This is a genomic window from Janthinobacterium sp. SUN073 (genome assembly GCF_030397665.1).
In the GTDB taxonomy this organism is placed as follows: Bacteria; Pseudomonadota; Gammaproteobacteria; order Burkholderiales; family Burkholderiaceae_D; genus Janthinobacterium.
The window spans coordinates 251,347-265,051 of record NZ_JAPUBT010000007.1 but is presented as its reverse complement, the minus strand read 5'-3'; the positions used below and the strand labels follow the sequence as shown (position 1 = coordinate 265,051).

The following is a 13,705-nucleotide window of genomic DNA, read 5'->3' as shown; positions in this document are numbered from 1 at the left end:
TGCAAACCCAGATCAAACCCTGGGGTCGGACCCTCAGGGTCCGACCCCGGCACTTGCATTGGGTTAAGCATCACGGCTTCTGCACTGGAATCTTTTTATCGTCCGCCTTGATGTCGGAAGCGATTTCCGGCTTGGCGCCGATCTTCTCCGCCTTCGGGTCCACCTTGGCCAGCTGCACCGGCAAGCCCTGGAAGTGGTTCAAGGCTTGTTGCAGCTGGAAATCATCCTTGGCGCCGTATTCGAGCGGCTTGCGCTTTTTCGCCGTGGCGATCAGGCGCTGCTCTTCTTCCAATTGATCCTGCATGCCTTCCATCGTCGGCTTGGCCGCTTCCGGCTTGCCGTCGTTGCTGCTCAAGTGTTTTTCCAGGTCCGCCTCGCGCACACGCAGGCTGTTCCAGCCGTCGCCTTCGGCCGTTTCATCGACCAGCAAGTCGGGCACGATGCCACGCGCCTGGATGGCCCGGCCTTTTGGCGTGTAGTAGCGGGCCGTCGTCAGCTTGACGGCCGTGTCGGCTGTGATCTGGCGCAAGGTTTGCACGGAACCCTTGCCGAACGTTTGCGTGCCGATGACGGTGGCGCGCTGGTAATCCTGCAAGGCACCGGCGACGATTTCCGACGCGGACGCGGAACCGGCATTGACCAACACCACCAGCGGCACGGTTTTCAGCGCGGCCGGCAGCTTGGCCAGCGGGTCGGCCTTGGCGCCCGGCGGCGCATAGAATTCGCGGCGGCCATAAAACACTTGCTTCGACTCCGGCAACTGGCCCTTGGTGGAAACGATCACGGAATTACCCGGAAGAAATGCTGTTGCCACGCCGATAGCGCCCGGCACGACGCCACCGGGATCGTTGCGCAAGTCCAGCACCAAGCCCTTGAGCTTGGGGTCTTGCGCATACAGCGCATTGATCTTTTTGACCATGTCATCGACGGTCGGTTCCTGGAACTGGGCGATGCGCAGCCAGGCATAGCCGGGCGCGACCATCTTGGCCTTCACGCTTTGCACGCGGATTTCCTCGCGCACGATGGGGAACACCAGCGGCTTGCTTTCGCCCTTGCGCGACATGGTCAGCACCAGCTTGCTGCCGGGCTGGCCGCGCATCTTCTTGATGACGTCCTCCAGCTGCAAGCCCTTCAGGGGGATATTGTCGAGGCGGGTGATCAGGTCGCCAGCCAGGATACCGGCCTTGGCGGCGGGGCTGTCCTCGATGGGCGAGACGACTTTCACGTAGCCGTCTTCCATGCTCACTTCGATGCCGATGCCGACAAACTTGCCCTGCACGCTTTCGCGCATTTCCTTGAAGGCATTCTTGTCGAGGTAGACGGAATGCGGGTCCAGCGACGAGACCATGCCGGAAATGGCTTCCGTCAAGAGTTTCTTGTCTTCCACCTTCTCGACATAATCGGACTTGATCAGGCCGAAGACGTCGGACAGCTGGCGCAGCTCGTCGAGCGGCAGCGGGGCATTCGTGATTTTCTGCGCCACGGCCGGGAACTGCAGCGACATGCCGATGCCGGCCAGGACGCCCAGACCGATCAGGCCGATACTTTTGACTTTGATACCCATGTATTCTTCGCAATCTACAAATTCGCTGGGGAACTTAAAACTTCACCCAGGTGGCGGGGTCGAAGGCGCGGCCCTGATGGCGCAATTCAAAGTATAGCCCTGATTCCTCGTTGCCGCCGCTATTGCCCGCGCTGGCAATGGCGTCGCCACCCTTGACGGCATCGCCCACGCGTTTCAGCAAGGATTGGTTATTGCCATAAATACTCATGTACTGGCCGCCATGGTCGACGATGATCAAATTGCCGAAACCGCGCAGCCAGTCGGAAAACACGACGCGGCCGCCAGCGATGGCGTGGATTTCGCTGCCTTCGCCCGTGCGGATGAACACGCCCTTCCAGCTGGGGCCGTCACCGCGCTTGCTACCGAAGCGGGCGGCGATCTTGCCTGCCACGGGCGCGCGCAGCTGCCCTTTCATGCTGGCAAAGGCACCGGCCGGCGCGGCTGGGCCCAGGCTCGGACGTTCCGGCTCCGGTTCCGGCTTGGGTTCGGGCTTGGGCGCGACCTTGGCCACCTGCGGCGGTTCGTCATCGTCGATCGGTTCCAGTTTCACGGGCGCTGGCGGCGTCTGCGGCTTGATCTTGCCCGATTTGTTTTGTTGCTCTTTCGCCAGGCGTTCGCGTTCGGCCTGCGCCTGGGCGGCCTTGGCGCGCGCGGCCAGCAGGCGTTCGCGTTTTTCCGCCGCGATCCTGGCATCAGCGGCGGCCTTGGCGGCGGCGCGCTGCTCAGCCAGCAATTGCTGGCGTTTCTTTTCAGCGGCGGCGGCGGCGGCCTGCTCTTCGATCAGTTTCGCCAGCTTGTCGACCAAGTTGCCCATGCGCTGTTCGTCGCGCTCGACATTGCCCACTTCCTTGCGTTGCGCCACCAGGCGCTGCGACAAGCTCGTCAGCAAGGCGGCGCGGCGCGCCTTCTCTTGCACCAGCAGGGCCTTCTGGTCGCGCTCTTCCTGCGCGATTTCCTCCAGTTCATCCTTGGCGTTCTGCACGTCCGCCTGGTTTTTCTCCACCGCCAGCAAGTTGGCGCGCAAGGCGTCGAGCAGGCGCGCCTGCGCCTGCGACACATACGCCATCAATTGCAAGTCGCGGTTGATGCGATTCGGATTGTCGCCCGACAAGAGCAGCTTGATGCGGTCTTCGTTGCCGGCAACATATTGTTCACGCAGCAATTTGGACAGCTGTGCTTTTTGTTTTTCGACGGTGGCCGTCAATTGCCGGTGCTCTTGCCCCAGCGCATTGAGTTTCACGCCCGTCTCGCTTTGCTCCTGCGCCAGGTCGCGCAAGGCGCGGTTGGCGTTGGAAATGGCCTCTTCCGACTCGGCCAGGGTATCGGCCGCGTCATCCTTGGCGCTTTCCGTGCGGCTGATGTCGCGCTTGAGCGCCGTCAGCTTTTGTTGCAATCCAGCACGTTGTGCTTCCGCGGCCGCTTTCTGCTTGCTGCGTTCGGTGGGCTTGGCACCCTGTGCCACGCCGCTGGAGAACAGCAGCGCTGCGCACAGCATGGCGCCGGCGCGCCACGCCGGCAGGGGTCGTTCAGCAGAGGGGGCGATCGCTGTGCCGCGGAAGAAAGACAACAAGTTACTTGGCCTTCCCTTGGTTCGCCACGGCCGCTTGCGCTGCCGCAATCGCTGCCGGGTCGCCCAGGTAGTAGTGACGGATCGGTTTCAGGTCGGCGTCCAGTTCATACACGAGCGGCTGGCCGTTCGGGATGTTCAGGCCGACGATATCGCTGTCGCTGATGCCATCGAGCATCTTGATCAGCGCGCGCAGGCTGTTGCCGTGGGCCGAAATGATGATCTTCTTGCCGGCGCGGATGGCCGGAGCGATTTCCTCGTCCCAGGACGGCATCACGCGCGCCACGGTGTCTTTCAGGCATTCGGTCAGCGGAATCGACGCTTTCGGCAAGCCGGCGTAGCGCGGATCGTTGAACGAGGCGCGGTCATCGTTCGCTTCCAGCGGCGGCGGCGGCGTGTCGTAGCTGCGGCGCCACACCAATACTTGCTCGTCGCCATACTTGGCGGCTGTCTCGCCCTTGTCCAGGCCTTGCAGGGCGCCGTAGTGGCGTTCGTTCAAGCGCCAGTCGTTCTTGATTGGCAAATACATCATGTCCATCTCGTCGAGCGCCAGCCACAGAGTGCGAATGGCGCGCTTCAGGACGGAAGTGTAGGCCACGTCGAACGTAAAACCTTCCTGCTTGAGGATCTGGCCGGCGGCCTTGGCTTCGTTGACGCCCTTTTCCGTCAGATCGACGTCGGTCCAGCCGGTGAAGCGGTTATCGAGATTCCAGGTGGACTCGCCGTGACGCATGAAAACGATTTTGTACATAGTTCTATCTTCTCAAGGGGTTCAAATCAAAAAAGCAAAACGTAAAAAGACCTCGTCCAGCTTCTATTTTATAATGCGCGGATTGACTTAAACCATTGGACCCTACGTGAAATTCATTATCGACCACATTTTTCTGTTTGCCATCGTCATTATTTCCGGCGGCGCCCTCCTCTGGCCACTGCTGTCGATGCGCGGCAAGCGCGCGACCGTGCTGGAAGTCACGCAACTGATTAACCGTGGCAAGACCATCATTGTTGACGTGCGCAGCGCGGAAGAGTTCGCCACGGGCCACTTGCCTGACGCAAAAAATATGCCGCTGCCGGAACTGGCAAAACGCCTGGGCGAGCTGGAAAAATTCAAAACGCGCCCCATTGTAGTGGTTTGCCAGAAAGGTTCGCGTTCGGCAACGGCCGTCGGCCTGCTGGGCAAAGCCGGTTTCGCTGAGGCAACGAGCCTGGAAGGCGGCATCGACGAGTGGAAAAAGCAGGGTTTGCCATTGAAAACCTTGTCGCTGGCCAAGTAAGCCGGCCTTAACTGAAGGAAGCATCATGACCGTACCAGTAATTGTTTACAGCACCGCCGTGTGCCCGTATTGCGTGCGCGCCGAGCGCCTGTTGGAATCCAAGGGCGTGGCCGTGCAAAAGATCCGCGTCGACCTCGACCCGGAAGAGCGCATCAAGATGATGGAACGCACGGGCCGCCGCACGGTGCCGCAGATCTATGTGGGCGATACCCACGTGGGCGGATTCGACGATTTGTATGCGCTCGATCAAGCTGGCAAGCTGGACCCCTTGTTAAATGGCACGGCAGCCTGATATAAAGCGGGTTCGAGAAATTGCTTGGTTTTTTGTCGTATTGTTTTGATACAATTGCCCTCGCACCTGATCTGGCCGCGCCTACCCGGCGCGGTTTACATACCGCAAGCACCATATTTGAACGGTGTGCCGTTCTTGTCCCTTACAACGAAAGCGTTCCATGTCTGACGAAAATCTGCAACCAGTCTTCCAAATCCAACGCGTCTACCTGAAAGACATGTCGCTGGAACAACCAAATTCCCCAGCTATTTTCCTGGAACAAGAAGCGCCAGCCATCGAAGTAGCTCTGGACGTGGGCGCTGCGCCTCTGGCCGACGGTATCTTCGAAGCCACCGTGACCATCACCGTGACGGCCAAAGTTGGCGAAAAAGTCGCTTTCCTGGTCGAAGGCAAGCAAGCCGGTATCTTCGAAGCACGCAACATTCCTGCCGATCAACTCGATCCGCTGCTGGGGATCGGCTGCCCGAACATCATCTACCCTTACCTGCGCGCCAACATCGCCGACGTGATCACCCGTGCCGGCTTCCCGCCAGTGCACCTGGCCGAGATCAACTTCGAAGTGTTCTACCAACAACGTCTGCAAGCTATTGCTGACGCCGCTGCAGCAGCACCAGCAGCCAGCGAAACGCACTAAGCTCTTGCAAGACCCCGCCGGCCGTCATGGCTGGCCTGACACGGCGGCCTGGCCGCCGTGTTTCGTTAAGGTTCAAAATATCATGTTGAAAAGTGCGCTCTTGAGCAAGTTCCGCTGGATCGCCGGCGCCGTGCTGCTGCTGGCCACCGCCGCCAGTCACGCCGTCGATTTCAAAACGGTGGGAGCAAACCCCGTGATCCTGTACGACGCGCCGTCCGCCAAGGGCGGCAAGCTGTACGTGGCGCCACGCGGCATGCCGCTGGAAGTCGTGCTCAGCTACGGCGAATGGGTCAAGGTACGCGACGCCAGCGGCGAAATGGCCTGGACCGAAGCCAAGGGCCTGTCGGCCAAGCGCAACGTCGTGGCGCGCGCCGCGAACCTCAAGGTTCGCGCCAGCCCCGATGACACCGCCTCCGCCATCATCCTCGTCGACAAGGGCGTGCTGCTGGAAATGAGCGAGCAACCGAGCTCCGGCTGGGTCAAGGTGCGCCACAAGGATGGCCAGAGCGGCTACGTCAAGACCAGCGAAGTGTGGGGCTTGTAAGCACCGCGCCCGTTCCCCCTGCCCCGTTGAGGTTGCATGCAAGTTTCTCCTGAAGTCACTCCCGATATGATTCCCGCCGCCCGCAAGATCACCATCCTGGGCGCCGGCGCCTGGGGCACGGCCGTGGCCATGGCCCTGGCCGGCCGCCACGACGTGCTGCTGTGGGGCCGCAACGGCGAGGCCATGACCGCCATGGCCGCCAACGGCGAAAACAGTTATTTGCCCGGTTTCCCTTTGCCGCCGCAACTGCGCATCAGCGCCGATTTCGACGCCGCCGTCGCGCATGCCGGCGGTGAGCACGGCCTCTTGATCGCCGCCTGCCCCGTGGCGGGCCTGCGGCCGATGCTGCATCAATTGAAAGACAAGGCCATCGGCAACCTGGTATGGCTCTGTAAAGGCTTTGAAGGCGGCACGGGCCTGCTGCCGCACCAGATCGTGCAGGAAGTGCTGGGCGACAAGATCCCCGGCGGCGCCCTGTCCGGCCCCTCGTTCGCACAGGAAGTGGCGCGCGGCCTGCCGTGCGCGCTAACCATCGCCTCGCACAGTGCCGCCTTGCGCGGCGCCGTCGTCTCGGCCTTGCATGGCGGCACCATCCGCGTGTATGCGAGCGACGACCTGGTGGGCGTGGAAGTGGGCGGCGCCGTGAAAAACGTGCTGGCGATCGCCACCGGCGTGGCCGACGGCCTGGGCTTGGGCTTGAATGCGCGCGCCGCGCTGATCACGCGTGGCCTGGCGGAAATCACGCGCCTGGGCACGGCCCTGGGTGGCCAGACGGAAACGTTCATGGGCTTGACGGGCATGGGTGATTTGATTCTGACCTGCACGGGCGACCTGTCGCGCAACCGCCGGGTCGGCCTGGGCCTGGCGCAAGGCAAGGCGCTGGCCACCATCGTGGCCGAACTCGGTCACGTGGCCGAAGGTGTGCCGTGCGCCAAGGCCGTGCGCGAACTGGCGCGCCGCATGGGCGTCGACATGCCGATCACCAACGCGGTGGCCGGCGTGCTGTTCGATGGCGATTTGCCGCACATCATGGTGCAGCAACTGCTGTCGCGCGATCCGCGCGCCGAGGCGGCCTGAGGTGGCCTGAATCGCCAGGGAAAACCTAGCGCCCCGCCTTGGCCATCAATATCGTCAACAGCAATAAACTGTCTTCGCGCGCTTCCAGCGCATGCGCCTGGCCGCCGTGCAGATACAGCATCTGCCCCGGCCCCAGTATTTGCACGCCGCCATGCGCTTCCACCGCCACCTGCCCTTGCAGGCACAGCAAGGTGATTTCACCGAGGACATGATGCTCAGGCATGGTCTTGCCCTTGGGCATGCACATGCGGATCAATTCCAGCTCATCCGTCTTGGCCAGCGCGATGGCGGAAAACTGCGACAGGTCGTCGCCGTCCCTGCGCAGTACCTCGATCACCTGTCCTGAACTTGCGTGCTCCAGCGCCATCATGTGCTCCTTCAGCAATTACTCGGGGACTTCCTCCGGCTCTTTCGCGCCGCGCATCCATTCGACCAGCGGCCACGCATCCTTCAAGCCTTCCGCCAGGGTCGGCAGCAGTTTTTCCGGTTCGTTCACGGGCAGCGGCACTTCGGTCCAGACAAAAAAGCTTTTGAGCTTGATGAATTCGATATGTTCGGCGTCCGCCTCGAAACCCTTGGGCGGGCGCTGCAACTTGCCCTCGTTCTGGATGGTGCCGAAACGGGCTTTCAAGCGCTTATTTTTCAGCACTTTGGAAAAACCTGGCGCGTCGTTGACCATGTGTTCGCGCAGCGCCTTCAGGCGGCCTGCTGGCGGCATGTATTCGCCGGCGCCGAACAGTAAATGTCCCTGGCCATCGATCTGCAGATAATACGTGGGACCGCCCGCCTTGCTGGGGCGGCGCATGTCGTTCGGCGCGATGGCGGCCGAAAAACGCGTTTTATACGGGCTCTTGTCGTGCGCGAAACGCACGTCGCGGTTGATGCGGAACAAGGCCTTCTTCGGATTGCAGTATTTCACGGCCGGATCAAACTTGCCGAGTTCAGCAATGAGTGACGTCACCAGCGCCAGGAATTCTTCGCGCAGGATATCGTAGCGGGGCTTGTTCATGACAAACCAGGGACGGTTGTTGTTGTCGCTCAGTTCACGTAAAAATTGGGTCAAATCACGCACATGCATGTGTCAAATTCCGATCAGCAACTATTTGGAAAGCTCTTTCGGGATGGGGCGCTTGCCCACCATCACATCGAGCGCCGCTTCGCGATTCTTGCGCAGCACCGTCATTTTAGCTTTTTCGCCGGGCGGCAGTTGGGCGATCAGGTTCAGCATTTCCGTCGTGTCGCCCACGGGCTTGCCTTGCACCGTCAGCAGGATATCGCCGGGCACGATGCCCGCCTTGTCGGCCGGGCCGTTGCGCACCACGCCGGCGATGATGGCGCCGCTGGTGCGCTGCAAGTTGAAGCTTTGCGCCAGCTCAGGCGTGATGTCCTGCGTTTCCACGCCGATCCAGCCCCGCACCACGTGACCATCCTTGATGATGGCTTCCATCACCGTCTTGGCCGTCGAGACGGGAATGGCGAAGCCGATGCCGACGGAACCGCCGCTTTGCGAGTAAATCGCCGTATTGATGCCGATCAAGTTGCCGCGCGTATCGACCAGCGCGCCGCCCGAGTTGCCGAAGTTGATGGCCGCATCCGTCTGGATGAAGTTTTCAAAGCTGTTGATGTGCAGGTTGTTGCGGCCCAGCGCGGAGATGATGCCCATGGTCACCGTCTGGCCCACGCCGAACGGGTTGCCGATGGCCAGCACCACGTCGCCCACGCGCGCCAGTTCCGACTGGCCCAGCACGATGACGGGCAACTTGTCGAGGTTGATCTTGATGACGGCCAGGTCCGTTTCCGGATCCAGGCCCACCACCTTGGCGGGCGCCTTGCGGCCATCGGTGAGCACCACTTCGATTTCGTCGGCGCCTTCGACCACATGATTGTTGGTCAGCACATAGCCTTCATGGCTGACGATGACGCCGGAACCGAGGCTGTTTTTCAAGTCCTCGCCATCCTCAGCGTCCGGGTCGCGCTCGCCGAAGAAACGTTTGAAAAAGGGATCGCGCGCCAGCGGATGGGCGCCGCGCTTGGGCACTTGCAGGGTGAGGATGTTGACGACGGCGGGCATGGCGCGCGCCGCCGCGTCGCGGTAGGAACCGGGCGCCAGGCTGCTCGACGCCGTTTCCACCACGGGCACCGGCTTGGCGGGAGAGCCCAGCTGCTGTACCCGGCTGGCCGGGCGCAGCGCGCCATACACAAAGTACAGCGCCAACGCGATCGTCACGGTTTGCGCAAACAATAACCAGAATCGTCGCATAGTTCTCAGCCCAGGTCAGCCGGCCGGTGCCGGAACGGCTTATTTTGCCAGATTGTTGCTGTTGCGTGCGTTCTGCTGCAGGGAATCGCGGATTTCACGCAGCAGCACGATGTCTTCCGGCGTGGCCGGTGCCGGTGCCGGCGCGACCGGTTCGCTGCGGCGGGCCTTGTTCATCAGGCGCACCATCTGGAAGATGATGAAGGCAAGAATGATAAAGTTGAGCAAAATGGTCAGAAAGTTACCGTAGGCCAGCACGGCACCCGCCTTTTTCGCTTCCACCAGGGTCATCGTCGTGGCTTGGCCGTTCAGGGGCAGGTAGTAATTGGCGAAATCGAGGCCGCCGAAAATGCGACCGATGGGCGGCATGATCACGTCTTGCACCAGGGAATCGACAATCTTGCCGAAGGCGCCGCCGATGATGACACCGACCGCCAGATCGACGACGTTGCCTTTCATTGCAAATTCTTTAAATTCCTTCATCATTGCCATGAATTTCTCCTTCGGATATGTATAAAAAACATGCCGATCATACTATTGATTCCCAGTGCCACCAACTTATGGTTGTCGGCGAGACCAATTCGTGCACAGCCGGCGCATCTAGTTCGAAAGAACTAGCCACCTCCTGCAAAAGTATATAAATTATGGTACAAGCAACGTTTTTGTTCTATTCGTTGTTTGCTTCACTTATAATTTGCGGTTGCCAGAAGTGGATTTTTCACTTCCGGATAATCAACAAGAAACTGGCATGGGCTGCGCCATAGTCCGAAGTTCCGCAGGGATGTTGCCACTTTACCGCGCAAAGACGCGGGTTGCGGCAATCAGTGGGAAAGAGCTTCGGCGACGGGTTTTTCGCGGCTGCCACTCATAATAAAGATTCGCATTTTGACTGATTGGGGTTTGCATGAGTAACGAAAAGCAGGTCGATTCAGGCCGTCGCGGCTTGCTCGTCGCCACGTGCGCGGCGGGCAGTGTAGTTGGATTGGCAACCGCGGGAGCCTTGGTAAGCACCTTCCAGCCGTCGGAGCGCGCGAAAGCGGCTGGCGCGCCGGTCGAAGTAGACATCACCACCTTGCAACCCGGCGAAATGCGCACCGTCGAATGGCGCGGCAAGCCGGTCTGGATCCTGAAGCGCACGCCGGAAATGATCGCGTCCCTGAAAAAGACCGATGGCAAAGTCGCCGATGCCAATTCGCAACGCAATCCCGCCGAATTCACGCCCGAATACTGCATGAACGAAGCGCGCTCGATCAAGCCTGAAATTCTCGTCGCCGTCGGCATCTGCACCCACCTGGGCTGCTCCCCTTCCTCGAAATTTGCCCCCGGCCCGCAACCGTCGCTGCCCGATGACTGGGAAGGCGGCTTCCTGTGCCCTTGCCACGGCTCCACCTTCGACATGGCAGGCCGCGTGTTCAAGAACAAGCCGGCGCCGGACAACCTGCAAGTGCCGCGCCATATGTACCTGAGCGACACCAAATTGCTGATAGGTAAAGACGAGAAAGGCGAGGCTTGATCATGGCAGCTTTTAAAGAAACGAAATTCCCGGCAGACGCTCCCGTCGCCGAAAAAGCGCTGGGCTGGGTCGATGACCGCTTTCCCCTGACCAAGCTGTGGAACGACCAATGGGGCAAGTACTACGCCCCGAAAAACTTCAATTTCTGGTACATCTTCGGCTCGCTGGCCATGCTGGTGCTGGTCTTGCAGATCGTCACCGGCATCTTCCTGACCATGCACTACAAACCGGATGCGGCCCTGGCCTTCAATTCCGTCGAGTACATCATGCGCGAAGTACCGTGGGGCTGGCTGGTGCGCTACATGCACTCGACGGGCGCCTCGGCCTTCTTCATCATTGTCTACCTGCACATGACGCGCGCCCTGCTGTACGGCTCCTACCGCAAGCCACGTGAGTTGATCTGGCTGTTCGGTTTCGCCATCTTCCTGTGCCTGATGGCCGAAGCGTTCTTCGGCTACCTGCTGCCATGGGGCCAGATGTCGTACTGGGGCGCCCAAGTGATCGTCAACCTGTTTGGCGCCATCCCGTTCATCGGCCCTGACCTGTCGTTGTGGATCCGCGGCGACTATGTCGTCTCCGACGCGACCCTGAACCGCTTCTTCGCCTTCCACGTGATCGCTATCCCGCTCGTACTGCTGGGTTTGGTTGCAGCGCACTTGATCGCCCTGCACGAAGTGGGCTCCAGCAATCCGGACGGCATCGAAGTGAAGGAAAACCTGGGCGCCGATGGCCACCCGCTCGATTCGATTCCTTCGCATCCGTACTACACCGTGCATGACCTGTTCGGCGTCTCGATCTTCCTCGTCATTTTCAGCGCCGTCGTGTTCTTCGCGCCGGAAATGGGCGGCTACTTCCTGGAATACAACAATTTCCTGCCCGGCGATTCGCTGAAAACCCCGCTGCACATCGCGCCAACCTGGTACTTCACGCCGTTCTACTCGGTGCTCCGTGCCACCACGGCCGACTTCATGTACGTGCTGATGGGTGCCGTGGCGGCCTATGTGGTGTTCATCTGGCTCAAGTCGCGCCTGTCGACGACCGTCAAGTCGGCCATCGCCGGCATCGCCATCGTCGCCATCATCGGCATGCTGCCGCAAGTGCTCGATGCGAAATTCTGGGGCGTGGTGTTCTTTGGCGGTTCCGTCGTGATCCTGGCCTTCCTGCCATGGCTCGACCATTCGCCCGTGAAATCGATCCGCTACCGTCCGAGCTGGCACAAATATGTGTACGCCATCTTCGGCCTGTCGTTCCTGATCCTCGGCTACCTCGGTACCCAGGCGCCAACGGATACGAAAACCATCGTGTCGCAAGTGTGCACACTGATTTACTTCAGCTTTTTCCTGCTGATGCCATGGTGGAGTGCAATGGGCAAGTTCAAGACCGTGCCGTCGCGTGTGACGTTTCACCCGCACTAAGCCGCTCTCACGCCACGCTCAAAGGACATACATCATATGAAGATTGCAAAAAAACTGCTCGCCATCCTGGCCTTCGTGCCAGCCATGGCTCTCGCCAGCGAAGGCGGCTTTCCGCTGGACAAGGCGCCTGACCGCCAGACCAACATGGCAGCGCTGCAACATGGCGCCAAATTGTTCGTCAACTATTGCTTGAATTGCCACGCCGCCGTGTCGATGCGCTACAACCGCCTGCGCGACCTGGGCTTGACGGAAGACCAGATCAAACAGAATCTGTTGTTCTCAGGCGATAAAGTCGGCGACTTGATGACGACTAGCCTGGCACCGCAGGACGCCAAGGCCTTCTTTGGCGTCGTACCGCCGGATTTGTCGGTAATTTCGCGCGCGAAATCATCTTCCGCTGGCACTGGCGGCGACTACCTGTATACTTACCTGCGTACGTTCTATAAAGACGACACTCGTCCGACCGGCTGGAACAACATGGTCGTGCCGAATGTTGCCATGCCGCATGTATTATGGGAATTGCAAGGTGTCCAGACTGCCAAGTTCGTGGAAGAGACGGATCCCCACGAGCCAAGCAAGAAGATCCACAAATTTGCCGGTTTCGAGCAGGTCAAGCCCGGCACGTTGAACAAGATCGAGTATGACAATGCGGTAGCCGACCTGGTCGGCTACATGGAGTGGATGGCCGAACCGGCACAGCAAACACGCAAGCGCCTGGGCGTGTGGGTGTTGCTGTTCCTGTCGGTATTTGCTCTGCTGGCATGGCGCCTTAACGCGTCGTTCTGGAAGGAAGTCAAATAAGTGAGGCGCCGGCCATAGGCCGGTTTATGCCTGTTTCTGCATTGTCCGCATGAGTGGACAAGCGACCTGGGGTGAGCCGTTCGCGGCTTCACCCCCTTTGTTTCTAAGGAACTATAAAAAATGATGGTTCTCTATTCGGGTACAACCTGCCCATTTTCGCAACGCTGCCGCCTGGTCCTGTTTGAAAAAGGCATGGACTTCGAAGTGCGCGACGTCGACCTGTTCAACAAGCCGGAAGATATTTCGACCATGAACCCGTATGGCCAGGTGCCTATCCTGGTCGAGCGCGAACTGATCCTGTATGAATCGAACATCATCAACGAGTACATCGATGAGCGCTTCCCGCATCCGCAACTGATGCCGGCCGATCCGCTGATGCGTGCCCGCGCGCGCCTGATGCTGTTCAATTTCGAAAAAGAACTGTTCGTGCACGTGCACGTGCTGGAAAGCGAACGCGCCAAGAGCAACGACAAGGCCCACGACAAGGCACGCGCGGAAATCCGCGACCGCCTGACGACCCTGGCGCCGCTGTTCCTGAAAAACAAGTACATGCTGGGCGACGAATTCTCGATGCTCGACGTGGCTGTCGCACCGTTGCTGTGGCGCCTGGACCACTACGGCATCGAACTGTCGAAGACGGCCGCACCGCTGATGAAATACGCCGAACGCATCTTCTCGCGTCCGGCCTATATCGAGGCATTGACCCCTTCCGAAAAGGTCATGCGCCGCTAAAGATAATCCCGGCAGGCCGCGCCTGCCGGGATATC

At 60.2% G+C, this 13,705-nt stretch carries 16 protein-coding genes; 9 read left to right on the top strand and 7 right to left on the bottom strand.

The window, feature by feature from the left end; all coding sequences use genetic code 11:
• Window positions 1–70 precede the first annotated feature (70 nt).
• The 3 genes from O0882_RS19835 to gpmA form a co-directional block, all read right to left on the bottom strand.
• On the bottom strand, window positions 71–1,564 hold the full coding sequence (locus O0882_RS19835; protein WP_096233269.1) for a S41 family peptidase: 1,494 nt from the start codon (window positions 1,562–1,564) through the stop codon (window positions 71–73).
• 34 nt (window positions 1,565–1,598) lie between these two features.
• Window positions 1,599–3,059, bottom strand: coding sequence for a peptidoglycan DD-metalloendopeptidase family protein (locus O0882_RS19830; RefSeq protein WP_289950844.1), 1,461 nt, complete (start codon window positions 3,057–3,059; stop codon window positions 1,599–1,601).
• 76 nt (window positions 3,060–3,135) lie between these two features.
• Complete coding sequence (gene gpmA, locus O0882_RS19825) at window positions 3,136–3,882, bottom strand: 2,3-diphosphoglycerate-dependent phosphoglycerate mutase (RefSeq protein WP_096233264.1); 747 nt, start codon at window positions 3,880–3,882, stop codon at window positions 3,136–3,138.
• Window positions 3,883–3,988: 106 nt separating this feature from the next.
• Here gpmA and O0882_RS19820 point away from each other — a divergent pair, with 106 nt between their 5' ends.
• The 5 genes from O0882_RS19820 to O0882_RS19800 all read left to right on the top strand — a co-directional run bounded on the left by O0882_RS19820 (window position 3,989) and on the right by O0882_RS19800 (window position 6,952).
• Window positions 3,989–4,405: a rhodanese-like domain-containing protein gene (locus O0882_RS19820; RefSeq protein ID WP_071079850.1), complete on the top strand. Its 417-nt coding sequence runs from the start codon at window positions 3,989–3,991 to the stop codon at window positions 4,403–4,405.
• 25 nt (window positions 4,406–4,430) lie between these two features.
• The gene (grxC, locus tag O0882_RS19815) at window positions 4,431–4,697 is read left to right on the top strand and encodes a glutaredoxin 3 (protein WP_034753025.1); all 267 of its coding nucleotides are present in this window, start codon (window positions 4,431–4,433) and stop codon (window positions 4,695–4,697) included.
• 160 nt (window positions 4,698–4,857) lie between these two features.
• Window positions 4,858–5,331: a protein-export chaperone SecB gene (gene secB, locus O0882_RS19810; RefSeq protein WP_034783580.1), complete on the top strand. Its 474-nt coding sequence runs from the start codon at window positions 4,858–4,860 to the stop codon at window positions 5,329–5,331.
• Window positions 5,332–5,413: 82 nt separating this feature from the next.
• A complete protein-coding gene (locus tag O0882_RS19805) occupies window positions 5,414–5,875 on the top strand; it encodes an SH3 domain-containing protein (RefSeq protein WP_289950757.1) in 462 nt (153 codons plus the stop codon).
• A gap of 36 nt (window positions 5,876–5,911) precedes the next feature.
• On the top strand, window positions 5,912–6,952 hold the full coding sequence (locus tag O0882_RS19800) for an NAD(P)H-dependent glycerol-3-phosphate dehydrogenase (protein ID WP_289950753.1): 1,041 nt from the start codon (window positions 5,912–5,914) through the stop codon (window positions 6,950–6,952).
• A 25-nt stretch (window positions 6,953–6,977) separates the two neighbouring features.
• Here O0882_RS19800 and O0882_RS19795 read toward each other — a convergent pair whose 3' ends face one another.
• From O0882_RS19795 to mscL, 4 genes are read right to left on the bottom strand one after another with little or no spacing between them, the layout of a single operon-like run.
• A complete protein-coding gene (locus O0882_RS19795; protein WP_289950740.1) occupies window positions 6,978–7,322 on the bottom strand; it encodes a cupin domain-containing protein in 345 nt (114 codons plus the stop codon).
• A 15-nt stretch (window positions 7,323–7,337) separates the two neighbouring features.
• Window positions 7,338–8,030, bottom strand: a complete 693-nt coding sequence (locus tag O0882_RS19790) for a DUF2461 domain-containing protein (RefSeq protein ID WP_289950737.1) — start codon at window positions 8,028–8,030, stop codon at window positions 7,338–7,340.
• Window positions 8,031–8,051: 21 nt separating this feature from the next.
• Complete coding sequence (locus tag O0882_RS19785; RefSeq protein WP_282408823.1) at window positions 8,052–9,212, bottom strand: Do family serine endopeptidase; 1,161 nt, start codon at window positions 9,210–9,212, stop codon at window positions 8,052–8,054.
• Between the two features lie 39 nt (window positions 9,213–9,251).
• Entirely contained in the window at window positions 9,252–9,701 is a 450-nt protein-coding gene (gene mscL / locus O0882_RS19780; protein ID WP_070223752.1) for a large conductance mechanosensitive channel protein MscL, read from the bottom strand.
• A gap of 412 nt (window positions 9,702–10,113) precedes the next feature.
• Between mscL and petA the strand changes: the two genes are divergently transcribed.
• The 4 genes from petA (at window position 10,114) to O0882_RS19760 (ending at window position 13,670) form a co-directional block, all read left to right on the top strand.
• On the top strand, window positions 10,114–10,722 hold the full coding sequence (petA, locus tag O0882_RS19775) for a ubiquinol-cytochrome c reductase iron-sulfur subunit (protein WP_034753009.1): 609 nt from the start codon (window positions 10,114–10,116) through the stop codon (window positions 10,720–10,722).
• Window positions 10,723–10,724: 2 nt separating this feature from the next.
• Window positions 10,725–12,137 carry a cytochrome bc complex cytochrome b subunit gene (locus O0882_RS19770; protein WP_289950724.1) on the top strand — a complete coding sequence of 471 codons (1,413 nt, stop codon included), beginning with the start codon at window positions 10,725–10,727 and terminating at the stop codon, window positions 12,135–12,137.
• A 36-nt stretch (window positions 12,138–12,173) separates the two neighbouring features.
• Window positions 12,174–12,938 (top strand): cytochrome c1, encoded by a 765-nt coding sequence (locus tag O0882_RS19765; RefSeq protein WP_289950723.1) that lies wholly within the window; start codon window positions 12,174–12,176, stop codon window positions 12,936–12,938.
• A gap of 120 nt (window positions 12,939–13,058) precedes the next feature.
• A complete protein-coding gene (locus O0882_RS19760) occupies window positions 13,059–13,670 on the top strand; it encodes a glutathione S-transferase N-terminal domain-containing protein (protein WP_010394154.1) in 612 nt (203 codons plus the stop codon).
• Window positions 13,671–13,705: the final 35 nt, after the last annotated feature.